The organism is Streptomyces sp. NPDC058000 (genome assembly GCF_042886435.1).
In the GTDB taxonomy this organism is placed as follows: domain Bacteria; phylum Actinomycetota; class Actinomycetes; order Streptomycetales; family Streptomycetaceae; genus Streptomyces.
Genome location: NZ_JBHVQS010000065.1, coordinates 1 through 21,598, shown reverse-complemented (window position 1 = coordinate 21,598; position 21,598 = coordinate 1). Strand labels below are relative to the sequence as shown.

The 21,598-nt window shown below is 70.7% G+C and carries 22 protein-coding genes; 9 read left to right on the top strand and 13 right to left on the bottom strand.

What is annotated here, in order from left to right:
* Positions 1-321: 321 nt before the first annotated feature.
* Positions 322-630, bottom strand: coding sequence for a hypothetical protein (locus ACFVT2_RS37010; RefSeq protein ID WP_390025359.1), 309 nt, complete (start codon positions 628-630; stop codon positions 322-324).
* Between the two features lie 460 nt (positions 631-1,090).
* Here ACFVT2_RS37010 and ACFVT2_RS37005 point away from each other — a divergent pair, with 460 nt between their 5' ends.
* Both ACFVT2_RS37005 and ACFVT2_RS37000 read left to right on the top strand, forming a co-directional pair.
* Positions 1,091-2,095, top strand: a complete 1,005-nt coding sequence (locus ACFVT2_RS37005) for an NlpC/P60 family protein (RefSeq protein WP_390025357.1) — start codon at positions 1,091-1,093, stop codon at positions 2,093-2,095.
* A gap of 220 nt (positions 2,096-2,315) precedes the next feature.
* Positions 2,316-3,041, top strand: coding sequence for a phosphatase PAP2 family protein (locus ACFVT2_RS37000; protein ID WP_390025355.1), 726 nt, complete (start codon positions 2,316-2,318; stop codon positions 3,039-3,041).
* 146 nt (positions 3,042-3,187) lie between these two features.
* Here ACFVT2_RS37000 and ACFVT2_RS36995 read toward each other — a convergent pair whose 3' ends face one another.
* Together ACFVT2_RS36995 and ACFVT2_RS36990 are read right to left on the bottom strand one after the other, a co-directional pair.
* Positions 3,188-4,771: an FAD-binding oxidoreductase gene (locus ACFVT2_RS36995; RefSeq protein ID WP_390025353.1), complete on the bottom strand. Its 1,584-nt coding sequence runs from the start codon at positions 4,769-4,771 to the stop codon at positions 3,188-3,190.
* Positions 4,772-5,003: 232 nt separating this feature from the next.
* Positions 5,004-5,189 carry a hypothetical protein gene (locus ACFVT2_RS36990; protein ID WP_390025351.1) on the bottom strand — a complete coding sequence of 62 codons (186 nt, stop codon included), beginning with the start codon at positions 5,187-5,189 and terminating at the stop codon, positions 5,004-5,006.
* A 228-nt stretch (positions 5,190-5,417) separates the two neighbouring features.
* Between ACFVT2_RS36990 and ACFVT2_RS36985 the strand changes: the two genes are divergently transcribed.
* Positions 5,418-6,278: a hypothetical protein gene (locus tag ACFVT2_RS36985; RefSeq protein WP_390025349.1), complete on the top strand. Its 861-nt coding sequence runs from the start codon at positions 5,418-5,420 to the stop codon at positions 6,276-6,278.
* 193 nt (positions 6,279-6,471) lie between these two features.
* The gene (locus ACFVT2_RS36980; protein WP_390025347.1) at positions 6,472-6,675 is read left to right on the top strand and encodes a hypothetical protein; all 204 of its coding nucleotides are present in this window, start codon (positions 6,472-6,474) and stop codon (positions 6,673-6,675) included.
* A gap of 20 nt (positions 6,676-6,695) precedes the next feature.
* Here ACFVT2_RS36980 and ACFVT2_RS36975 read toward each other — a convergent pair whose 3' ends face one another.
* Positions 6,696-7,112: a metal-sensitive transcriptional regulator gene (locus tag ACFVT2_RS36975; RefSeq protein WP_390025345.1), complete on the bottom strand. Its 417-nt coding sequence runs from the start codon at positions 7,110-7,112 to the stop codon at positions 6,696-6,698.
* Between the two features lie 194 nt (positions 7,113-7,306).
* On the opposite strand from ACFVT2_RS36975, the gene ACFVT2_RS36970 reads away from it, so the two are divergent.
* Both ACFVT2_RS36970 and ACFVT2_RS36965 read left to right on the top strand, forming a co-directional pair.
* A complete protein-coding gene (locus ACFVT2_RS36970; protein WP_100606098.1) occupies positions 7,307-7,927 on the top strand; it encodes a DUF47 domain-containing protein in 621 nt (206 codons plus the stop codon).
* A 9-nt stretch (positions 7,928-7,936) separates the two neighbouring features.
* The gene (locus ACFVT2_RS36965) at positions 7,937-8,935 is read left to right on the top strand and encodes an anion permease (protein WP_390025343.1); all 999 of its coding nucleotides are present in this window, start codon (positions 7,937-7,939) and stop codon (positions 8,933-8,935) included.
* Between the two features lie 144 nt (positions 8,936-9,079).
* Here the strand turns inward: ACFVT2_RS36965 and pstB are convergent, their stop codons facing one another.
* From pstB to pstS, 4 genes are all read right to left on the bottom strand, one after another.
* Positions 9,080-9,856, bottom strand: a complete 777-nt coding sequence (pstB, locus tag ACFVT2_RS36960) for a phosphate ABC transporter ATP-binding protein PstB (protein ID WP_390025341.1) — start codon at positions 9,854-9,856, stop codon at positions 9,080-9,082.
* A 136-nt stretch (positions 9,857-9,992) separates the two neighbouring features.
* Entirely contained in the window at positions 9,993-11,072 is a 1,080-nt protein-coding gene (gene pstA, locus ACFVT2_RS36955; RefSeq protein ID WP_390025339.1) for a phosphate ABC transporter permease PstA, read from the bottom strand.
* Positions 11,073-11,190: 118 nt separating this feature from the next.
* Positions 11,191-12,186, bottom strand: a complete 996-nt coding sequence (pstC, locus tag ACFVT2_RS36950; protein WP_390025337.1) for a phosphate ABC transporter permease subunit PstC — start codon at positions 12,184-12,186, stop codon at positions 11,191-11,193.
* A gap of 100 nt (positions 12,187-12,286) precedes the next feature.
* The gene (gene pstS, locus ACFVT2_RS36945) at positions 12,287-13,414 is read right to left on the bottom strand and encodes a phosphate ABC transporter substrate-binding protein PstS (RefSeq protein WP_390025335.1); all 1,128 of its coding nucleotides are present in this window, start codon (positions 13,412-13,414) and stop codon (positions 12,287-12,289) included.
* A 428-nt stretch (positions 13,415-13,842) separates the two neighbouring features.
* On the opposite strand from pstS, the gene ACFVT2_RS36940 reads away from it, so the two are divergent.
* From ACFVT2_RS36940 to ACFVT2_RS36930, 3 genes are all read left to right on the top strand, one after another.
* The gene (locus tag ACFVT2_RS36940) at positions 13,843-14,964 is read left to right on the top strand and encodes an NlpC/P60 family protein (RefSeq protein WP_390025333.1); all 1,122 of its coding nucleotides are present in this window, start codon (positions 13,843-13,845) and stop codon (positions 14,962-14,964) included.
* Positions 14,965-15,406: 442 nt separating this feature from the next.
* Complete coding sequence (locus ACFVT2_RS36935; protein ID WP_390025331.1) at positions 15,407-17,032, top strand: SpoIIE family protein phosphatase; 1,626 nt, start codon at positions 15,407-15,409, stop codon at positions 17,030-17,032.
* Between the two features lie 65 nt (positions 17,033-17,097).
* Positions 17,098-17,385 (top strand): hypothetical protein, encoded by a 288-nt coding sequence (locus ACFVT2_RS36930; protein WP_390025329.1) that lies wholly within the window; start codon positions 17,098-17,100, stop codon positions 17,383-17,385.
* A gap of 215 nt (positions 17,386-17,600) precedes the next feature.
* Here ACFVT2_RS36930 and ACFVT2_RS36925 read toward each other — a convergent pair whose 3' ends face one another.
* From ACFVT2_RS36925 to ACFVT2_RS36905, 5 genes are all read right to left on the bottom strand, one after another.
* Complete coding sequence (locus ACFVT2_RS36925) at positions 17,601-17,942, bottom strand: DUF2516 family protein (protein WP_180985833.1); 342 nt, start codon at positions 17,940-17,942, stop codon at positions 17,601-17,603.
* A gap of 147 nt (positions 17,943-18,089) precedes the next feature.
* Complete coding sequence (locus ACFVT2_RS36920; RefSeq protein WP_390025327.1) at positions 18,090-18,734, bottom strand: hypothetical protein; 645 nt, start codon at positions 18,732-18,734, stop codon at positions 18,090-18,092.
* Between the two features lie 32 nt (positions 18,735-18,766).
* A complete protein-coding gene (locus tag ACFVT2_RS36915; protein WP_390025325.1) occupies positions 18,767-19,222 on the bottom strand; it encodes a helix-turn-helix domain-containing protein in 456 nt (151 codons plus the stop codon).
* A 413-nt stretch (positions 19,223-19,635) separates the two neighbouring features.
* Entirely contained in the window at positions 19,636-20,373 is a 738-nt protein-coding gene (locus tag ACFVT2_RS36910; protein WP_390025323.1) for a MerR family transcriptional regulator, read from the bottom strand.
* 97 nt (positions 20,374-20,470) lie between these two features.
* Positions 20,471-21,409 (bottom strand): alpha/beta fold hydrolase, encoded by a 939-nt coding sequence (locus tag ACFVT2_RS36905; RefSeq protein WP_390025321.1) that lies wholly within the window; start codon positions 21,407-21,409, stop codon positions 20,471-20,473.
* Positions 21,410-21,598 lie beyond the last annotated feature (189 nt).

Here is a 21,598-nt window from a genome sequence, read left to right as displayed (position 1 = left end):
CGGAACCACCTGTCCCCGCGACACGGGCAGCCCAATCGGCCCGCTGGTGGCGGGTGTGGTCACGGCGCGGCTCAGGGCCCCGCGGTCCGGGGTGAGTGAGCGTCAGCATGGGGCCTCGGGCAAGGGGGTGGGACATGTGGGGGCACGGGACGGCGGAGAGGGGCCGGGCGGGGGCGCACGAGGGGCGGCGCCGGGACGGGTACGTGCCGACGTGCGCGGTGTGGTGGCCGGTGGTGGCGGGCAGGGTGAAGGGTGGTGCCCGTCCCGCCGGGGTGCCCGGGCCGTCCGGCGGCCGGCCGTCGGGCCGCCGGTGCGCGGCGGCTAGACGGCCATGCCGTAGACGATGGTGAACAGCGTGCCGAGTGAACCGATGATGAAGACACCGGTGAGGCCGGCCACGATCAGGCCCTTGCCCTGCTCGGCACTGAAGGTGTCGCGGAGTGCGGTGGCGCCGATGCGCTGCTTGGCGGCGCCCCAGATGGCGATGCCGAGGCAGATCAGGATCGCGACCGCCATGATGACTTCCACCATCACGCGGGCCTCGTTGCCCAGTGTGCCGAACGGTCCCCAGTCCGGGGCGATTCCGCCGATGATGGTGGTGATGTCGCCCTTTTGGGCTGCAATGAACATGTGTGAACTCACCGCCCCTTTATGGGTAGTTGCCAGGCCGTGCCGTTCGGCACGGATCCAGTCTCCATCTTCGCTGACGAAGACGCCATCAGATGTCGACTTGGCGGCTTTCTTTGACGGATCCGGTGGGGGTGTCGTGTGGGTGGCCCCGTCCGCCGTCCGCCGCCTCCCTTTGTCTCACCGTGTGTATCACGGGGGATAACGCTGAGCAATGACTGTCGGGGCGGGGTGGGGGGAGGAGTGGGGCGAGGGTGGGGCGGTGTCCACTGAGGCGTGCCCCAAGGGGCGGGGCGGGGAGGGCGGTTCGGCGGGTCCGTGGTGGCGGCGGGCGGATGTGACGCGAATCGCACACCGTTCGAAGCGCCCTGTGCGCCGGCCCGTGCACCGGGATGCGGCGGCAGGGCGCGCGGTGGCCGGCGAAAGGGCTGTGAACCGGGCCTGAATGGGGGAGGGTTGTGGGGTGCGGAAATTCTGGATGGCCAGTGGGCTCGGGGTGGGGCTGATGCTCTGCCTGGTCGGCCTGCTCGTGATCGGTACGTATGGGGCGGCGGCCGGGCTGGCGGGGGCCGCGGGCCGGGCGGTCGGGCTGGCCAAGGGGGCGGTGCCGGCCGCGTACCAGTCATTGGTGCAGAAGTGGGGGACGCTCTGCCCGGCCATCAATCCGGCCCTGTTGGCGGCGCAGCTCTACCAGGAGAGCGGCTGGAACCCGCATGCGCAGAGCCCGGCGGACGCCCGCGGCATAGCGCAGTTCATCCCGGAGACGTGGGCCACTCACGGCATCGACGGCAACGGCGACGGCAAGAAGGACATCTGGGATCCGGAGGACGCCATTCCGTCGGCCGCCTCGTACGACTGCGAACTGGCCGGCTATGTGAAGGGCGCGGCGGGGAACGCCACCGAGAACATGCTCGCCGCCTACAACGCGGGCGCGTACCGGGTCATCCAGTACAACGGGGTGCCGCCGTACGGCGAGACGCAGAACTACGTGAAGACGATCACGACGCTGGCCAAGAGCTTCGAGGCCCCGGTCGGCCCGGTGGCGTCCTCCCGGCAGGCCGCGGGCGCCATCTACTACGCCCAGGGCAAGCTCGGCACGCCCTATCTGTGGGGCGGCAACGGAACGGCCGACCAGGGCGGGCGGTTCGACTGCTCGGGGCTGACCAAGGCCGCCTACGAGTCGGTGGGCATCGAACTGCCGCGGGTGGCGAACGACCAGTGGAACGCAGGCCCGCACCCGAAGCGGAACGAGTTGCTCCCGGGCGACCTGGTGTTCTTCGCGTACGACCTGAACGACCCGCGGTCCATCCACCACGTGGGCATGTACGTGGGCGGCGGGTACATGATCAACGCGCCCTACACCGGAGCGGTGATCCGGTTCGACAAGATCGATACGCCGGACTACATCGGCGCCACCCGCGTGACGTCGGATGGCGCGAAAGCGCTCCCCACCGGGAACGGCGGGTGAACATAAGTCCTGAACTGCGGTGACGCATCAAGCTTCGATAACGTCCTGGTGATCATCCCGTGGAGAGTGGAACGCCGGGGGCGAGCGGCGCGTTCCCCTGGCGTGGGGACACGGCAACGCTCGCGGCAGCACAGGCTCGACGGTCACGCGGATCGGCAACGGGGGTTGGTAGCACAGGGCGGCGCTCGCACGGCGCGCGGAAGATAAGGGGCCACGGTAGATGGCTGGACTCGCATTCGAGGGGCCGAACCCCGATGTCGACGTGCTCGACGGCATCAACGGCCTCGCGAAGCACGCTCCACAGTGGGTGAACCGCGCGATGGAGTTCCTCGGTGAGTACGGCATCGTCGCCGCCCTCGGAGTGCTGTGTCTGATCGCCTGGTGGGCCGCCCGCCGCCGGCCGGAGAGGCCGGCCGCGATCGCCGGGTTGGTCTGGGCGCCGCTGGCCGCCGGATTGGCGCTGCTGGCCAACATCCCGATCCGCGGATTCGTCGAGCGGCCGCGGCCGTTCAAGGACCACGCCGGCCTGACGGTGCTGATCCCCGGCAAGAGCGACTTCTCGTTCGTCAGCGATCACGCCACGCTCACCATGGCCGTCGGCGTCGGCCTCTTCATCGCGCACCGCCGCTTCGGCCTGATCGGGATCGGGCTGGCGCTGCTCGAAGGGTTCTGCCGGGTCTACATGGGCGTCCACTACCCGACCGACGTGGTCGGCGGGTTCGCCCTCGGCACGGCCGTCGCGCTGCTGCTGGCGCCGCTCGCGCAGGCGGTGCTGGTGCCGATGATGACGGCGGTCGAACGGTCGCCGCTGGCCTGGCTGGTTCGGGCCGGAGGCCGGTCGACGGAGCCGGTGGCGGCCGGCCGGGGCGTGGAGCCCGGCCCGGTGATGGCCGCGGAGCCGGCGCTGCGCCATCAGGACGAGCGGGACAAGGACCTGGCGGCGTGACACCTCCCGATCCGGCCTGACGGTCCGATCCGGCCTGACGGTCCGGGTGCCCGGAGCCCGGGCGTCCGACGGAGCGTAGGGCGATGGCCCGGCCCCTTGTGGAAGGGGGGCCGGGCCATCGGCGTTCCGTAGGTGTCCGGGGCGGGTCAGAGGGCCTGGGCGAAGGTGCTGAACAGCCGCTGCGGGTCGTAGCTCTGCTTGACCTTGTCGAGGCGGGCGGCGGCCGTCCCGTAGTAGGCGGACTTCCAGTCGGACAGGCCGGCGTCGGTGTAGTTCTGGTACGCCGCGCCCGAGGAGTGGCGCTGCATCGCGCTGTGGAAGCCGTTCAGCCAGGCGGTGCTGGTGGCGCCGGAGCCCCCGGCCGGCCAGGACGCCAGGTACTGGGCGAGGAAGCGGGAGCGGCGGTGGACGAAGGCGGTGTCGCCGGCGCCCACGCGGTTGATCGCCCCGCCCAGCGCGGTCAGCGCGACGTTGCCGGTGACGCCCTTGCGGCCGCCGCTCTCGATCTGCGTCAGCAGGTTCTGGACGCCCGCCGCGGACAGTGAGCGGTCGAAGAAGTGCGAGCGGGCCGCGTAGGTCTCCCGGCCCAGCATTCCGGCGCCGGTGTGGCCGGGGAGGGTGCCCGGCATGTGGCACTGGGCGGTGGACTTCGACGAGCAGCCCGCGTACGCCTCCATCGCGTCCAGGTAGCCGATCGGGGTGAGGCTGACGTGGGTGGCCGGGCCGGGGCCGCCGGGCTGGTCGGCGAGCTTGTCGACGGCGTTCTGGAGGTCCCGGTAGCCGCCGAGGGAGAAGGCCGCGACGGAGACGGCGGGGGTGCCGCCGGGGCGAGCGTCGAAGTGGGCGGCGGACCATATCTCGTCGGCCTGGTCCGGGCCCCACTTCTGCCAGGAGCCCAGCACCGCCGCGGCCTTCGACCACGGCCAGGTCATGTACCCCATCACCGCGCGGGGCGCCGGGTGGGTGAGGAAGCGGAGTTCGGTGACCACTCCGAAGTTGCCGTTGCCGGCGCCGCGCAGGGCCCAGAAGAGGTCGGGGTGGTGGTCCTGGTCGCAGTCGACGGTCTTGCCGTCGGCCGTGACGACGGTGGCGCCGACCAGGCTGTCGCAGGTCAGGCCGTACGCGCGGGAGACCACGCCGTGACCGCCGCCGAGGGTGAGGCCGGATATGCCGACGGTGGGGCAGGAGCCGCCGGGGACCGTGACGCCGTGCGGGGCCAGGCCCTCGTAGACGTCGATGAGTTTGGCGCCGGCGCCGATCCGGGTGGTGCCGCCGGACGGCGCGCCGACCTTGTTCAGCGCCGAGACGTCGATGACGAGCTTGCCGTCGCCGCTGGAGAAGCCGGCGTAGGAGTGGCCGCCGCTGCGGATGGCGACCGGAGCGTTGTAGCGGCGGGCGAAGGCCAGGCATTCGGCTATGTCGCCGGGGTGCTTGACGTAGGCGATGGCGGACGGCTTGAGGGTGTCGAAGCGGGTGTTGTAGAGGCGTCGGGCGGAGGTGTAGGAGGCGTCGGACGCGCGTATCAGGTCGCCGTCGAGGCTTTTGCCGAGTGCGTTCCAGGCCGTCTGGGTGGCGGGGCTCTTGGCGGCGGCCGCGGTGTTCATGGCGCCTGTGGTCCCGCTGCCGGAGGCCGCTGCGGCGGGTCCGCCCGGGGCGTCGCAGCCGGTGGCCAGGGCGAGGGAGGTGGCCGCGAGTCCGCCGCCGGCCGTCAGGAGTGTGCGCCGCTTCACTGGGATGAATCCCCCTTGGTTGTCGTACGGTCCGGCCCCGGTCCGCCGGTCGTCCGGCGGGTGGTCGCGGGGCGTGTGCCGGGACACCGCACCGGGCGGGGGCGACCGGACGCGTCCCCGTTGTGCCGTTCCGTCCGGTAACGCGAGTGAAGTCCGTTGCCGCGCGGTGCTGTTGTGTCCCTGATTACCCAGATGCGGCGCGGGGGGTGGTGGGTTCCCGGAACGGACCGGGTCATTCCACGGGGCGTCCGGGGGCGGCGCCGTGGCTGCCCTGCGCGGCGGCCAGGTGACGCTCGGCATCGGTCCGCGCCTGGGAGCGGGCGCGGCGGGCCATCCCGGTCCAACCGCAGTCGCAACGGGCCAGGCAGAAGGAACCGCGCTCGGTGGTGAAGACGTGGTGCGGGAGGGATTCGGGCACCCGGCCACGCTAGCCCCTGCCGCGGAATTCCCGTCCGGCGGGCGGCGACGGGAGTGCGCCGACCGGGGCCGCGCCCGGGGTGCCGTTGCGTGACGAGGCCCCGAAACGGTCGTTGAACGGATCGGTCGACGCACCGTCAGACGAGCCGGGGGCGGAACGTCCGACCGTCCCGAGCGGACCGGCCGGCCCAGGCGGTCCCGAACGCAGCGGCCGAGGGGGCTCGTACGCATGGTGGTGCAGGACAGACGAGGCGGTGCGGTCGCCGCGGCCGTGGCGTGCGGGACGGGATTGATGGCGGGGCTGCTGGCGACGACGGGCTGTTCACCGGAGGGTGCCGCGGCGGACGACCACGCGGCGCCCGGGCGGGCGGCGGCCGCGGTGGAGCTGCGGCGCGGCGTCGAGGCGCTGGTGCGGGCCGGCACCGCCAAGGTGCGGACGGCGATGGAGACGGTCAGCGGCGGGACGCGGGTGGCGATCCGGGGGATCGGGGGCTATGACTTCGCGACCGCCAGCGGGCAGCTGCGGGTGGTGTTGCCGGACCTGAAGGGCAAGCCCAGCGGCGGCCACCAGCCGATCACCGAGATCTTGGCGCCCGGCGCGCTGTTCATGAAGAACCGGGGAGCGGGGGTGCCGGTCGACAAGTGGGTGCGGGTGGACACCGCCACGCTGTCCGACGGGAATCTGGTCACCGGCGGGGTGACCGACCCGCTGGCCGCCGCCGAACTGCTGCGCGGCGCGCGGGAGGTGACGTTCCAGGGGGAGGAGCGGCTGGACGGGGTGGTGGTGCGGCACTACCGCGGGACGACCGATCTGATCGCGGCCGCCGGGAGGGCGTCGGCGCGGACCCGGCCGGCGTTGGTGGCGGCGGAAAAAGGGTTCACCACCGCCGTGGTGCCGTTCGACGCGTACCTGGACGACGCCGGGCGGCTGCGCAAGGTCCGCCAGCGGTTCCGGTTCGCCAACGGCGCGCCGGCGGGGGCGTCGGTGACCTCCACGACCGAGCTGTACGGGTTCGGCACCGTGGTCGCGGTGCGGCTGCCGGACCGGCGCGACATCTTCACCGGGAAGATCGCTTCGGCGTCGTCCTAGCGGGCGGCGGCGTGGGCCGCGTCGTCGGGGCCGGGGCCTCGGGGGCCGGGGCCTCGGGGGCCGGGGCTCGTGGGTCGCGTCCGCGGCGGTCGGCAGGAGCGGAAATGGTCCTTCCGTGTCATGTGCGGGACGGGCGGCGCTCCCTACGCTGGCGGTAACCACCGAGGCGTGGGAAGGCGCTCGAAGGGAGGAGGTGTCGGACGTGCCCGCCCATCGCCATCCGACCGTTCAGGACCAGGTGGCCCTGGCCGAGATCGACCTCACCGGTGAGTTGATGATCGCGGCGGCGGCCGCGAGCGAGGACCGGCTCAGCAACGACCGGATCGACGAACTCCTGCACGTGGCCGGGGCTCCGCGCCGGGACGGCCCCGACCGGGGGGCGCCGGACCCGCCCTGACGCGCCCGGCTCCGCGGCGGTCAGCTCCGTAGCATCCGCTCGATCGCCTTGGTCGCCTCCTGGACCTTGGCGTCGATGGCGTCCGGTCCCTTGGTGGCGGCGTCGGCGACGCAGTGCCGCAGGTGCTCCTCCAGCAGTTGGAGGCCGAAGGACTGCAGGCCCTTCGTGCTCGCCGAGACCTGAGTGAGTATGTCGATGCAGTAGACGTCTTCTTCGAGCATGCGCTGGAGGCCGCGGATCTGGCCCTCGATACGGCGCAGTCGCTTGATGTGCGCGTCCTTTTGCTTGGCGTAGCCGTGACCGCCCGGCGCCGGATTTTCCACAGCGGTATCGGTCACAGCTCCGGGCCCGGTGCGGGGGGCGGATTCCGGCTGGGGGCCGTGGCAGGCCGCGGCGGCTGCGGTGCCGCCGCTGGTGCCCGCGTCCGTGGTCGTCATGGCCATCTCCCGTGGTATTGAGGCGGTCCGTATACCCCCGGCGGGTATATCGTACCGAAGTTTGAGGGCACCCGCGGTACCCCGTGCAGAGCATGCTGCCCGATGGGCGACACTGAAGGAATGCCGGTTAGCTGTGGCTGGATGATGCGCCTAGCATCAACTCGACCGAATCCGATGCACCCCGAGGATTTCACGTGCGCTTTCGTCTGACCCCCAGGGAGACGAGCTTCTACGACATGTTCGCCGCTTCCGCGGACAACATCGTCACCGGCTCCAAACTCCTGATGGAAATGCTCGGGGCGGACGCCTCCGCACGGGCTGAGATTGCCGAACGCATGCGGGCGGCCGAGCACGCGGGGGACGACGCGACACACGCGATCTTCCACCAGCTGAACTCCTCGTTCATCACGCCGTTCGACCGCGAGGACATCTACGCCCTCGCCTCGTCGCTCGACGACATCATGGACTTCATGGAGGAGGCCGTCGATCTGGTCGTCCTCTACAAGGTCGAGGAGCTCCCCAAGGGAGTCGAGCAGCAGATCGAGGTGCTGGCGCGGGCGGCCGAGCTGACCGCCGAGGCGATGCCGAACCTCCGCACGATGTCGAACCTCACCGAGTACTGGATCGAGGTCAACCGTCTGGAGAACCAGGCCGACCAGATCCACCGCAAGCTGCTGGCCCACCTCTTCAACGGCAAGTACGACGCCATCGAGGTGCTCAAGCTCAAGCAGATCGTGGACATCCTGGAGGAGGCGGCGGACGCTTTCGAGCACGTCGCCAACACGGTCGAGACCATCGCGGTCAAGGAGTCCTGAGCCCCGGCCATGGACACCTTCGCGCTTGTCGTGACCATTGCGGTCGCGCTCGGTTTCACATACACCAACGGCTTCCACGACTCCGCGAACGCCATCGCGACCTCGGTGTCGACGCGGGCGCTGACCCCGCGGGCCGCGCTGGCGATGGCGGCCGTGATGAACCTGGCCGGTGCCTTTCTGGGCAGCGGCGTCGCCAAGACGGTCAGTGAAGGGCTGATCTCCACTCCCCACGGTGCCAAGGGGATGGGCATCCTCTTCGCCGCGCTGCTCGGCGCGGTCGTCTGGAACCTCGTCACCTGGTACTTCGGCCTGCCGTCGTCGTCCTCGCACGCACTGTTCGGCGGCATGGTCGGTGCCGCGCTCGCCGGCGGTACGACGGTGATCTGGTCCGGGGTGATCTCGAAGGTCGTCCTGCCGATGTTCATCTCGCCGGTGATCGGCCTGGTGCTCGGCTACTTCGTGATGGTGCTGATCCTGTGGCTGTTCCGTAAGGCCAATCCGCACAAGGCCAAGCGCGGGTTCCGCATAGCGCAGACCGTCTCGGCGGCGGGCATGGCGCTCGGGCACGGCCTCCAGGACGCCCAGAAGACCATGGGCATCGTGGTGATGGCCCTGGTCATCGCCGACGTCGAGAAGGCCAACGACGCCATTCCGCTGTGGGTCAAGCTGGCCTGTGCGATCACCATGTCGCTCGGTACGTACGCGGGCGGCTGGCGGATCATGCGGACGCTGGGCCGGCGGATCATCGAGCTGGACCCGCCGCAGGGCTTCGCCGCGGAGACCACGTCCGCCTCGGTGATGTACGTGGCGTCGTTCATGTTCCACGCGCCGATCTCCACCACGCACGTCATCACCGCCTCGATCATGGGCGTCGGCTCGACCAAGGGCTCGCGTGCGGTGCGCTGGGGCGTGGCCAAGAACATCGTGATGGGCTGGTTCATCACCATGCCGGCCGCGGCGCTGGTCGCCGCCCTGGCGTTCTGGCTGATCAAGCTGGCGTTCGGCTGACGTTCCGGGTGCCGTCCCGCGGACGGTACGCGTCGACGTGAAAGGGCCCGCCCCCCGGGAAGGAGGGGCGGGCCCTTCGCCCTGTGGTGGCACCGCCATGCAGCACCGCAGGACACCGGGGGCGGCCGCCGGGAGGGCGACGGCCTAGCCGAACCGTCCGGAGATGTAGTCCTCCGTGGCCTGGACCGACGGGTTGGAGAAGATCCGCTCGGTCTCGTCGATCTCGATCAGCTTGCCGGGCTTGCCGACGGCCGCCAGGTTGAAGAACGCGGTGCGGTCCGAGACCCGCGCGGCCTGCTGCATGTTGTGCGTCACGATGACGATCGTGAAGCGCTCCTTCAACTCGCCGATCAGGTCCTCGATGGCGAGGGTGGAGATCGGGTCGAGCGCCGAGCAGGGCTCGTCCATCAGCAGCACCTGCGGCTCGACCGCGATGGCGCGGGCGATGCACAGCCGCTGCTGCTGGCCGCCGGAGAGGCCCGAGCCGGGCTTGTTCAGGCGGTCCTTGACCTCGTTCCAGAGGTTGGCGCCCTTGAGGGAGCGCTCGACGACGTCCTTGAGCTCGCTCTTGCGGTACGTGCCGTTGAGCCGGAGGCCGGCCGCGACGTTGTCGAAGATCGACATGGTGGGGAACGGGTTGGGACGCTGGAAGACCATGCCGACGGTGCGGCGGACGGCGACCGGGTCGACCCCGGAGCCGTAGAGGTTCTCGTCGTCCAGCAGCACCTTGCCCTCGACGCGGCCGCCGGGGGTGACCTCGTGCATCCGGTTCAGGGTGCGCAGAAAGGTCGACTTGCCGCAGCCGGAGGGGCCGATGAAGGCGGTCACCGAGCGCGGCTCGACGGTCATGGAGATGTCGTCGATGGCCTTGTGGGCGCCGTAGTACGCGTTCAGGCCGCTGACGTCGATTCGCTTGGCCATGGAAATCACTGCTTCTTTCGTGGTGGGGCTGGTCAGCGGCCGGGCTGACCGGGATGGTCGGACTGCACTTCGCTTCCGCTCCGGCCGGGTGCCACGCCCTCGTTCCTCGGGCGCGGCACCCAGCCTCCGCCGCAGCTCAGTTCGTCCTCCGCGGGGCCTTCCAGCGGGCGATGCCGCGAGCCACCAGGTTGAGGACCATGACGAAGGCGATCAGCACGAGTGCCGCGGCCCAGGCCCGGTCGTAGGAGGCGTCGGAGCCCTGCTGCCACTGCTGGAAGACGTAGAGCGGCAGGGACTGCTGGGCGCCCTCGAAGGGGTTGTTGTTGATCGTCTTGGCGCCCCACACCAGCAGCAGCACCGGGGCGGTCTCGCCGGTGATGCGGGCGATGGCGAGCACCACGCCGGTGGTGATGCCGCCGATCGAGGTGGGCAGGACGACCTTCAGGATCGTGCGCCACTTCGGGACGCCGAGGGCCAACGACGCCTCGCGCAGCTCGTTCGGGACGAGCTTGAGCATCTCCTCGGTGGAGCGGACCACGACCGGCATCATCAGGATCGCCAGCGCCATCGAGCCGGCGAAGCCGGACGGGCCGAAGCCGAGGATCAGGATCCACACGGAGAGGACGAACAGGCCGGCGACGATCGAGGGGATGCCGGTCATCACGTCGACGAAGAAGGTGACGACCTTGGCGAGCGTGCCGCGGCCGTACTCGACGAGGTAGATCGCGGTCAGCAGGCCGAGCGGGGCGGCGATCAGGGTCGCCAGGCCGACCTGCTCCAGGGTGCCGATGATCGCGTGGTAGACCCCGCCGCCGGGCATCGCGTCGGGCAGCGTGCCCATCGAGTGGGACAGGAAGTAGCCGTCCAGGACCTTGGAGCCGCGGGCGACGGTCTCCCACAGCAGCGAGGCGAGCGGGACCACGGCGAGCAGGAAGGCGGTCCACACGACGGTGGTGGCCAGCCGGTCCTTGGCCTGGCGGCGGCCCTCGACGACGGCGGTCAGCAGATACGTCCCGAGGATGAAGACCAGTGCGGCGATCAGGCCCCACTGGACGGCGGAGTCCAGGCCGGCGGCCAGCCCGACGCCGCAGCCGGCGGCGACGGCGACCAGCGCGAGGACCGGCAGGGTCCAGCGGGGCAGCCGGGACTGCTTGAGGGCGAGCGGGGTGCGCGGCTCGGCGACCTTGCGGTGCCGGTGGCTGGTGGCGACGGTCATGCTGCGCCCTCTTTCTTCGCTTCTCCGCCCACTCGGCGCAGAGGTGCGGCTTTCGTGCTCGTCTGCGGCCCGGCGGCCTCGCGTGCTCCCCCAGCTACCGCTGGGCGGTTCCCCCAGCTCATGCTGCGGCCCCCGAGTACTCCTTGCGGCGGGCGATGATCAGCCGGGCCGCGCCGTTGACGAGCAGGGTGATCACGAAGAGGACGAGGCCGGAGGCGATCAGGGCGTCCTGGCCGAAGGTGTCGGCCTCGCTGAACTTGCTGGCGATGTTCTGGGCGAAGGTGCCGCCGCCCGGGTCCAGCAGGCTGGCGTTGATCAGGAAGCTCGGGGAGAGGACCGTGGCGACCGCCATCGTCTCGCCCAGCGCCCGGCCCAGGCCGAGCATGGAGGCGCTGATGACGCCGGAGCGGCCGAAGGGGAGCACCGACATCCGGATGACTTCCCAGCGGGTGGCGCCGAGGGCCAGCGCGGCCTCCTCGTGCATCCGCGGGACCTGGAGGAAGACCTCCCGGCTGACGCTGGTCACGATCGGCAGGATCATGATGGCGAGCAGGATGCCGACGGTGAACAGCGAACGGGCGGCCCCGTCGCTGTAGCTGAAGATCCCGGTCCAGCCGAGGTAGTCGTTCAGCCAGCCGTAGAGGCCGCTCAGGTGCGGGACGAGGAAGAGCGCGCCCCACAGGCCGTAGACGATGCTGGGGACCGCGGCGAGCAGGTCGATGACGTAGCCGAGCGGCGAGGCCAGTTTGCGCGGCGCGTAGTGCGAGATGAACAGCGCGATGCCGACCGCGACCGGCACCGCGATGAGCATCGCGATCACCGAGCTGGCGAGCGTGCCGAAGGCGAGCACCGCGATGCCGAACTTGGGCTCGGTGCCGACGGCGTTCCAGTCGAGGGTGGTGAAGAAGTTGCTCTTGTCCCCGGAGATGGCGAGGACCGAGCGGTAGGTGAGGAAGGCCGCGATGGCGGCCATGATCACCAGGAGGGCGATCCCGGAGCCCCGGGAGAGGCCGAGGAAGATCCGGTCGCCGGGGCGGACCGCCTTGCCGGAGACCGATCCGGCGGCCGGTGGCGGCGGGGGCGTTGCGGTGGTCGGGTGTGCTGAGTAATCCATGGGTTTCTCCGGTCTGCGGAGCCTTGCGGGGGCTCCTGCGCGGCGATGCACCGGATGGGCGGCGGTCCCGGGTGGTTCACCGGGACCGCCGCCCGGCGGGTCAGGAGAGCGTGGCGACGGTCTTGCGGACCTTGTCGGCGATCTCGGTCGGGAGCGGGGCGTAGCCGAGGGCCTTGAGGGCGGCCTGGCCGTCCGTGCTGGAGACGTAGGTGAGGAAGGACTTGGTGGCCGGCAGGGTGTCGGCCTTGTTGCCCTTGTCGCAGGCGATCTCGTAGGTCACGAGGGTGATCGGGTACGCGCCCTCGGCCTTGGAGGTGTAGTTCAGCTTCAGCGCCAGGTCGCTGCCCTGGCCGGCCGGCTTGGCCTCGGCGATCGCCTTGGAGGCGTTGTCGACGGTGGCCTCGACCGGGGCCTTGGCGCCGGTGTTGATCTTGACCGTCGGGATCTTGCTGGCCGTGGCGTAGGACAGCTCGAAGTAGGAGATCGCGCCGCTGGTCTGCTTGACCTGCGAGGAGACGCCGGCCGAGCCGGACGCCGCCTGGCCGCCGGCGCCCTCCCACTTCTTCGCCGGCTCGTGCTTCCAGGCACCGCCGGAGGCGGCCTTGAGGTACTTGGTGAAGTTGTCGGTGGTGCCCGAGTCGTCGGAGCGGTGGAACGCCTGGATCTTGAGGTCCGGGAGCTTGGCGCCCGGGTTGAGCTTCTTGATCGCGGGGTCGTTCCAGTTGCTGATCTCCGAGTCGAAGATCTTCGCCAGGGTCGGCGCGTCCAGGACGAGGTTGTCGACGCCCGGGACGTTGTAGCCGACCGCGATCGGGCCGCCGACCATCGGCAGGTCGATCGCCTGGCCGCCCTTGCAGAGCGTCTTCGACTTGGCGATCTCCTCGGGCTTGAGCGGCGAGTCGGAGCCGGCGAAGGCGGTCTGGCCCTGGAGGAAGGTGGTGACGCCGGCGCCGGAGCCGGTGGGCTGGTAGTTGATCTCGGTGCCCTGGCAGGCGCCCGAGTAGTTCTGCACCCAGACGTCCATGGCGTTCTTCTGCGCCGACGAGCCGGAGGCGAGCAGCTTGCCCTTGCCGTCGCACTTGACGTTGGCCGCCTTGGCGGAGCTGCCGCCGCCGCCACTACCGCCGCTGGTGTTGTCGGAGCCGCACGCGGTCAGGGCCAGGGCACCGGAGACGGCGAGAGCGCCAACGGCGAGGGCGCGAACCCGGTTCTTGCGCTGAAGCTTCACTGTCGAGAGTTCCTTCCTGGTGCGCGCCGTTTCCGCGGCGTGCGGGGTGGTGACGGGACGGGGCGGTGTCGCGTTGCCTTCCGGCGAGCCGCGCACTCGGTACGGCCGAAATTAGGCAGATCAGGTGAAGCGGCCGATGGAGCGGAGTGAACGCACGGTGAACCTCGGCCGTCGGCTGCGTGCGGTGCGGACGAGTGCGGGCGGCCGCCTCCGGGGTGCGGCCGAGGTCAGAGGGCGCGGTCGGGGAGCGCCGCCGGGGAGCGCCCGGTTCCGGTGCGCGGCGCCGCCCTGGAGCGCGGGATTCCGGGCCCGAGCGCCCGTTTCCCTCCACGAAACGGCCCGTCGCTCTGTTGAATTACCGGCCGGTATGGCAGCATCCGCGCCGAAGGAGAGCGCACGAATCGGTGCGGAACGACCGGAGGTGACTGGTGGGGAGCCAGGGGGCACAACAGGGCGTTCGGGGCGGGGGTGCGGGGCGGGGCGTACGGGGCGGCCGGCTGGCGGTGTGCACCGCGGTCGTGCTCTGCGCGACGGGACTGCTCGGCGGGACGGCGACGGCGGCGCAGCGCACTCCGGCCCCGACGCCGTCGCCCGGTGGCGACGCCCGCCACCTCGACGAGGTGCGCAAGGAGATCGAGGGCCTCTACCGCACGGCGGAGCGGGCCACCGAGGACTACAACGCCGCCGAGGAACAGGTCCAGCTCCAGCAGAAGAAGATCGTCGAGCTGGCCCGCACCATCGACGCCGCACAGCGCCGGCTGGCCACCCTCAAGCGCCGGGCCGGGGCGCTGGCCAGCGCCCAGTACCGCACCGGCGGAATTCCCCCCGAGGCGAAGCTGATGCTCAGCGCCGACCCGGAGGTCTTTCTTGCCAATGCCGATCTGGCCCGTAAGGGACAGCAGGCCGTCAAGGGTGTGATCAGCCAACTCACGCACCTCAAAAGCGACTTGGAGGATTACGCCCAGGACGCCAGTCGCCGCTGGGAGCAACTGGAAACCAATCGCCAGAAGAAGGACGCCGCCCGGAAGAAGATCAACGACAAGATCGACGCGGCGAAAGAACTGGAATCCCGACTGGCCGCCAAGGAAAAGGAACGACTGCGGAAACTGGAGGACGACCAGGCGCTGCTGGCCCAGCAGAAATGGCTCGACTCCGGCGTACTCAAAGACATCAGCAACAAAGCGTCCGACCAGGGCAAGAAGGCGATTTCGTACGCCACTTCGCAGATCGGTAAGAATTATGTCTGGGGCGCGGTCGGGCCGGACACCTTCGACTGCTCCGGGCTGACCCTGCGGTCCTGGCAGGCCGCGGGCCGGACGATTCCGCGCACCTCGCAGGAGCAGTGGCGGCAGCTGCCCCGGGTGGCGCTCAAGGCTATGCGCCCGGGCGACCTCGTCATCTACTTCTCGGACGCCAGCCACGTCGGGATGTACCTCGGCGACGGCGCGATCGTGCACGCACCGCGCCCGGGCCGGCAGGTGACGATCACGGGCGCCGGCTCGATGCCGATCCTGGGCGTCGTCCGGCCGGACGGGGGCTCTGCCGGCTGAGCGGGCGCGGCGCCCGCCGTCAATGGCGGTACGGAGTGATTCCGGACATTTTCCGGGCGCTCATTCCGTACCGTGCGGGCGGAATGTCGGTGGTGTCGGACAGCACTGCCGCGACTTCATTGTTTCCTCTCGCGCGACGGGCCGAGGATGATCGACGGCCGCCTTGCCGTAGCGATCCGGTAGCTGAATGCGCTCGCCCGGGGTGATGTTCGTCATTCCCCTTCCCGGCCACCGCAGGTGAAATGGCTTATCAGTCCTGGCATATGACGAAGGCCGCGTGCCAAAGGGCATTCCGTGTGCAGTGGTCCGGGCGCTATGGTCGCCATTCGATGCCCGGTAGTGCCCCGCTCCGCTGACCGACGAGCAAGGGTCGAACCGGGCACGGCGGTGTGCCGGTCGGTGCACCGCCGTACCCCTCGGGGGGAGGGAAGGAAGCAGACCCATGCCCGTACCCGTACCGCACCAGCGGACGGCCGTGCTGCCGCACCAGGCAGGATCGGTGGACCGCGGCTGCGCGGAAACCGCCCGCGCCGCCGTCGGCACGCCCGCGCACGGGGGCTGCTCCGAGGCTTCCCGCACGCCACAGGGTGCGCCGGAGGCGTCCCTCGGCCCCGCCCCGCTGCCCCGGGACCTCCCGGAGGCCGACCTGCCGCGGCCGGCCGCTGACCGGCGACTTCCGGCCGGACGGACTGCTGCCCGCCCGGTGGCCGCCCATGCGCCCGCCACCACGGCCGAGCCGGTGACCTCCGTCACGCCCGAGGAGTCCGCGGTCGAGGACCCCACGGCCGCCGCCTTCGCCGCCGCCGAGCCGGCGCCGGAGCCGCCCGCCCAGGGGCTGACCCTGCTCCTCATCGGCGAGGACCCGAACAACCACGTCCCCGAGATGTGGGACTGGGCCGGCCGCAAGGTCCGGCTGCGCACCGCCCGCAACCTCACCGAGGCCGAGCGGCTGCTCACCGACGACGTGCACTGCATCCTGCTCGACCTCACCCCGGCCGAGCCGGCCGGCCGCGAGGAGCTCCCCCAAGGACCTTCGACGCGCTTCGGTCCAGGGGGGACCGCCATCCCGGCCCGGGCCGACGCCGTCGGCACCCCCCGTGACGAGTTGGCCGCCCTGCGCGCCGTGCTGCGCATGGCGCCCTCGCAGGCCGTCCTCGTCCTCACCTGCGAAACGGACGCCGAGCGGGCCGCCGACGCGGTGCGGGTGGGTGCCCAGGACTACCTCTTCCGCGACGAGCTGGACGGCAAGGTGCTCAGCCGCGCGGTGCGCTACGCCGTGGAACGCAAGCGCGCCGACCTCGCCCAGCGCCAGCTCACCGAGTCCCGGCTGCGCGCCCAGGAGAACGCCCGCCTGGAACGCGGCCTGCTGCCCACGCCGCTGCTCGACGGCTCGGAACTGCGCTTCGCGGCCTGCTACCGGCCCGGCCGCAGCCGTGCCCTGTTGGGCGGCGACTTCTACGACACCGTCCGCACTCCGGACGGCACCGTGCACGCCATGATCGGCGACGTCTGCGGCCACGGCCCCGACGAGGCCGCGCTCGGCGTCGAACTCCGCATCGCCTGGCGCGCGTTGACCTTCGCCGGACTGTACGGCGACGAACTACTGGCCACCCTCCAGAAGGTGCTGGAGAACGAGCGCTCCGACGACGAGATCTTCGCGACGCTGTGCACCGTCGACATCTCCGAGGACGGCCACCGCGCCGGGGTGTGCCTGGCCGGCCACCCCGCGCCGCTGCTGGCCCGCGCCGGCGAGCGGCCGGAACTGCTGCCGTACGAATTCGGCGGCCCGGCGCTCGGTCTGCTGCCGGAGGCCCGCTGGCCGCGCCGCCAGGTCGAGCTGGGCGCGGCCTGGAGCCTGCTGATGTACACCGACGGCCTCATCGAGGGCCGCATCGGCGAGGGCACCCAGCGGCTGGGCCAAGAGGGAATGACCGAGCTGGTCACCCGCCAGATGGCGAGCGGCCTGACGGGCGAGGAACTCCTGGAGGCATCGGTGCGGGAGGTCCGCGCCCTGAACGGCGGGGAACTCACGGACGACGTGGCGGTCCTGCTGCTGGACCGGAGCTAGGGCCTGTCGTCAGGCTCAAGACGCCATGAGTGATCGCTGGCGTTCCCGGATGGCACTCTGGGCAGATGCGCCCTTGGAACACCTCCGCTCAGAAGGACCTGCGGCGGCTGCTCAATGAGTGGGATCCGATCGGTGTCGCTGATGCCGTCCAGGACGAGTACGACTGCATGATCGGCCCTTTGTTCCGCAGGCTCCACGGTGGTGCCGACCGGGCGGAGATCGGTGAGTACCTGCGGCATGAGCTGGAGGCCCATTTCGGGCTTCCTTCGAGTCGGCCACCCGAAGCGGTGGCCACTCGCGTCATCGCCTGGTGGACAGCTGCTGATCCGGCCGACGGCGCGGACAGCCGGTAGCCGTTCCCCTCCGGGACGTCTGCGCGTTGGCCTGTGCGTGTCGTTGAATGATGCGCAGTGGGCGCGGATCGAGCCGCTGCTCCCTCCACCTGCCAAAGGAGTACGGCAACTGGCGGGGCGTCTACGACCGGCTGCGGATGTGGGTCGTTGACGGCACCTGGGAGAGGGTGTTCACCGCGCTGATGGCCAAGGCGCGGAGGCGGGCCCGCCCGGGCTCAGCGGCCGCCGTTGTACGGCCCGTAGGGCCCGTCCGAGCTGGAGCCCCGGCGGGGACCGCGTCCGCCGCCGGCCACCGCGCGCAGCGCCGGCCGGACGTCGACGGTGTAGACGATCACCGCGATCAGGCCGATGATCGGCAGGAACGACAGCAGCGGCAGCAGGAACAGCAGCGCCGTGGCGGCGCCGAGGAAGATCAGCCACATGGCCTTGTTGTGCTTGTCGGCCGCGCGGTAGGCGTCGTCGCGGCGGACGGCCGCGTCGATCAGCATCACGGCGGAATAGATGCCTAGGGCGAGCTGAACCCAGCTCAGAATGCTCTGGAATCCGTAAATCAGCACGCCGTCCACCGCCCGTTAGCCGTTCGCCAGGAAACTCGGTCTGTCATCTCGGTCTGTGTGGCTCCTGCGAGCCCCACCGTACCCGGACAACGGGCCGGACACGTGCGGAGTGCCCGGCCCGTGCGATGACCACCGCTCACCGGCGGCTCACGACGCGGACGACGGCGGGGTGCTCTTCTTCGCCGGGCCCGCCGCGGGCTTGCGCTGCGCGGCCGGCTTCTTCGCCGTGGCGGTCCTCGGCTCGGTCGAGGCGGTGGCCTTCGCCTCGGTACGGGTCCCGTTGGCCGGCACGGTCTTGGCGCGGCTGCCGGTCTCCGTGCCGTTCTTGGCCTCGGTCTTCGGCGCCGACTCCGGCTCGATCGCCACCGCCAGCTCCTCGACCTGCTCGGCGGCGCCGCCGCGCCAGTTCTGCACCGCGCCGCGGCCGCGCTCGGCCAGCTCGTCGTAGGTCTCACGGGCCTGCACGGCGACCTCGGCGGCCCGGCCGACGCCGCGCAGCGCCAGCTCCTGCGCCTGGTCGCGGAACTTCTTCAGGTCCCCGTCGAGCGAGCCCAGCAGATCGGTCAGCTTTTCCTGGGCCTCCTTGGCCTGCTTGGTGACCAGGGCCTGGATGTCCTTGGGGTCGGTGCTGCGGACCGACTCGAAGCGCTTGGGTGCCTCGGCCTTGATCTTCTCGACCAGCTGCGGCACCTCGCTCAGCTTCTCGGCGGCCAGGTCGGCGGTACCGGCCAGGGCGTACAGCGGGGTCGTGTCGGTCAGGGCCTTGCGGAGGTCATCGGTGGTGATGGCCATGACGTGGTTCCTCCTGGAAACGATGGGGTTGCTCAGGTGGCGTGCGGGCCGCCGTCGGCCTCTGCCTCATGGGGGTGGCCCCCGTCCTCGGGTCCGTTGCCGGACCGGTGCGCCGTGCCGTCGTCCGCGTCGCTGGCGCCGAGCCCGTTCTCCTTGCGGAAGGACTCGTAGATCTGCAGCAGGACCTGCTTCTGCCGCTCGTTCAGCGACGGGTCGGTGAGTATCGCGGTCTGCACCCCGGCGCCGTCCGGGCCGCGCCGCTCGTCCAGGATCCCGGCCTGGACGTACAGCGTCTCGGCGGATATCCGCAGCGCCTTGGCCAGCTGCTGGAGGATCTCCGCACTCGGCTTGCGCAGACCGCGCTCGATCTGGCTGAGGTACGGGTTGGACACCCCCGCGGCATCCGCCAGCTGCCGCAGGCTCAGCTGCGCGGTGCGCCGCTGCTCCCGCAGGAAGTCGCCGAGGTTGCCGACATTGAGAGATGCCATGTCTCGATACTGCACGGCAGTGCTAACTATTGCAAGCAAGTGCTAGCAATAGTGGCGTGCGCCATGTGTGACCGGGTGCGCTGGTCGGCCGCTTTCCGGGTGGGGCGGCCAGGATGAACGATGAACCGGATGTCCTCGCGGTAGCCATCGGCGTGCCGCTCGTCGCGGTGCGCGGCGCGGTGCAGGTGACTACGCGGGCCGCACCTGCCCGATGGTCGGTGGCGGGCTTCGCAGCGAGCCCGGAGGCGTCACCGCGTCACCGCGTCACCGCGTCACCGCGTCACCGCGTCACCGCGTCACCGCGTCACCGCGTCACCGCGTCACCGCGTCACCGCGTTGCCGATCAGGCGACGGACGCCTACGACCGGCTCCGGGAGCTCATCCCGCTGTCGGACCTGGCCAGGGTGCCGGCTTCAGCTGTCGTGCCCGGCGGTTCGGCGCTGCTTGGCGCGGTGGGCGAGCGCATCGATGATGCGTTGCCATGCCGGTGATGCCTCGGAGATCCGGGAAGAGACCAGCTTCAGGGACCCTGCCCGGTCGCTGTCTCCTTCGTGCGTGATCTCCCACGCGTCCAGGTCGTCGATGAGTCGGTCCAGGCGTGGATCGTCCGGATCCCAGTCGACCGATTGATCGCAGGCGAGATACAGGCGCGTCGTCTCGGGGTCGTCGAAGCCGGCGTTCTTCTCCCGTATCCGCTGCGGCATGGCGTGCGGGTCCAGTGCCTGCATCAGGATCCACGAGTCGCGCTCCAGTCGTACCCGCAGTTCGCTGACCCCGAGACCGCGCATGCGGTTCAGGATGGCGACCACCTCGGGAGGCAGGACAAGGCTTTCGCCGCCGGCCAGTTCGGCGATCCTGCGGCGGTATTCGGCGAGTTGGTCGATCTTGCGCTGCAAGGCGGCGTCGATGTCGGTGATGGCCGCGGCGAATTCGGCCGGTTGCGCATGCAGCAGCGCGTCGATACGGGCCAGCGGCACCCCGGCATCGGCGAGGGTCCTGATCCGGATGAGATCCACCGCCGCTTGCGCGTTGTAGCGGCGGTAGCCGGAGGTATCGCGCTCGGGCTCGGACAACAGGCCGACGTGGTGGTAGTGGCGAACGGTGCGCACGGTCACGCCGGCGGTTGCCGCGAGCTGGCTGATCGTGAGCACCGTCCTCCTCGGGTCTTCGTGCAGTTGTGGTCGTGCCGAGTCTAGGGAGCGTCCGGTGGGCCAGGCGCGGACCCGGCCCTGATCCATCGGGCCGGCCCTAGAGGCGAGTTCGGTCGACGACGTCGCGGATCGCCTGGACCACGGCGTCGGGGCGGTCGAAGCAGAGTCGGTGGTGGACGGTGTCGGAGAGGATGCGTTGTTCCCCGTGCGAGACCGCGCTTACCAGGGCCGCGTCCATTCTCGTGTGGCCGTCGTGCATCTCTCGCAGCGTCCGCTCCGACGTCAGCGCCTGCTGGGCGGGGTCGGTGCCGACCGCGGTGAGAGCGATCACCGGAACGTCGGGAAGGTCTGGCCCGGCCCGTAGTTCGGTGGCGAGTTCGGCCAACTTGGTGCGCTCGGCGATGCCGGCGTGGGTCCATTCGTCACTCGCCTTGGCGTCGATCAGCGCCTGCCGCATGTGTTCCGGGTGGTCCGCGAGCAACTCGGCGTTCATCTTGCGCAGGGCCGGGCGCATCCGTTCCAACTGCTCCCGGTCAGGTGCCATCTGCTCGACCGCGGCCAGACTCGCCGCGGGCGGCATGAAGTCGTCCCAGTCGCGGTGCAAGGCGTCCAGCCAGACCAGACCGGCCACGTCCTGCGGGTACAGCTGCGCGAACCGATGCGCGTAGAGGCCGCCGAGGGAGTGCGGCACCAGGACGTAGGGGGCGGCGATGTGCTGGGCGCGCAGCAGCTCGCGCAGTTCCGCGGCGACCGCGGCGGCGGTGCGCGGCAGCGGGAGGGGATCGCTGTAGCCCGTGCCGCCGCGGTCGTACACCACGGCGGTGGTGAACTGCGAAACCCCTTGCTGCACACCGAAATAGTCCAGGCCGACCGCGCTGGCACCCGGCAGGAACACCACGGCCGGTCCGCCGCTGCCCGACCGATGCACGAAAATGCGGCGGCCGTCGATCTCCTGGAACCCTCCGATCGGCGGGGCGGGCCGAGTCGAGCTGATCGGCGGCGCGGGCCGGGTCGAGGAAATGCTGTCGTTCGTCATGCGACCAGGCTCCAACCCTGACGTAGCGTCATGGTCAACCGTTCCAACTAAGTGATCAGGAGTGAGTCTTGGACCCGTACCTGGTCACTGCGGTCATCCCGAACGGTTTTGGATGTCCGACTGGTCGCCCGCGTTCTCGTTCCCTCCGCCCGGGCACGCAGCTCCTGGCTACGGTCCGTGGCGGGGTGG

What these genes read in the sequence shown, in the direction of transcription:
- pstB (WP_390025341.1), bottom strand. Translation starts at nt 9,856, where the DNA reads ATGGCCAAGCGAATCGACGTCAGCGGCCTGAACGCGTACTACGGCGCC.
- pstA (WP_390025339.1), bottom strand. Translation starts at nt 11,072, where the DNA reads ATGACCGTCGCCACCAGCCACCGGCACCGCAAGGTCGCCGAGCCGCGC.
- ACFVT2_RS36915 (WP_390025325.1), bottom strand. Translation starts at nt 19,222, where the DNA reads ATGGCATCTCTCAATGTCGGCAACCTCGGCGACTTCCTGCGGGAGCAG.
- pstC (WP_390025337.1), bottom strand. Translation starts at nt 12,186, where the DNA reads ATGGATTACTCAGCACACCCGACCACCGCAACGCCCCCGCCGCCACCG.
- ACFVT2_RS36905 (WP_390025321.1), bottom strand. Translation starts at nt 21,409, where the DNA reads ATGACGAACGACAGCATTTCCTCGACCCGGCCCGCGCCGCCGATCAGC.
- ACFVT2_RS37010 (WP_390025359.1), bottom strand. Translation starts at nt 630, where the DNA reads ATGTTCATTGCAGCCCAAAAGGGCGACATCACCACCATCATCGGCGGA.
- ACFVT2_RS37000 (WP_390025355.1), top strand. Translation starts at nt 2,316, where the DNA reads ATGGCTGGACTCGCATTCGAGGGGCCGAACCCCGATGTCGACGTGCTC.
- ACFVT2_RS36920 (WP_390025327.1), bottom strand. Translation starts at nt 18,734, where the DNA reads ATGGCCATCACCACCGATGACCTCCGCAAGGCCCTGACCGACACGACC.
- ACFVT2_RS36935 (WP_390025331.1), top strand. Translation starts at nt 15,407, where the DNA reads ATGCCCGTACCCGTACCGCACCAGCGGACGGCCGTGCTGCCGCACCAG.
- ACFVT2_RS36985 (WP_390025349.1), top strand. Translation starts at nt 5,418, where the DNA reads ATGGTGGTGCAGGACAGACGAGGCGGTGCGGTCGCCGCGGCCGTGGCG.
- ACFVT2_RS36930 (WP_390025329.1), top strand. Translation starts at nt 17,098, where the DNA reads ATGCGCCCTTGGAACACCTCCGCTCAGAAGGACCTGCGGCGGCTGCTC.
- ACFVT2_RS36965 (WP_390025343.1), top strand. Translation starts at nt 7,937, where the DNA reads ATGGACACCTTCGCGCTTGTCGTGACCATTGCGGTCGCGCTCGGTTTC.
- ACFVT2_RS36975 (WP_390025345.1), bottom strand. Translation starts at nt 7,112, where the DNA reads ATGACGACCACGGACGCGGGCACCAGCGGCGGCACCGCAGCCGCCGCG.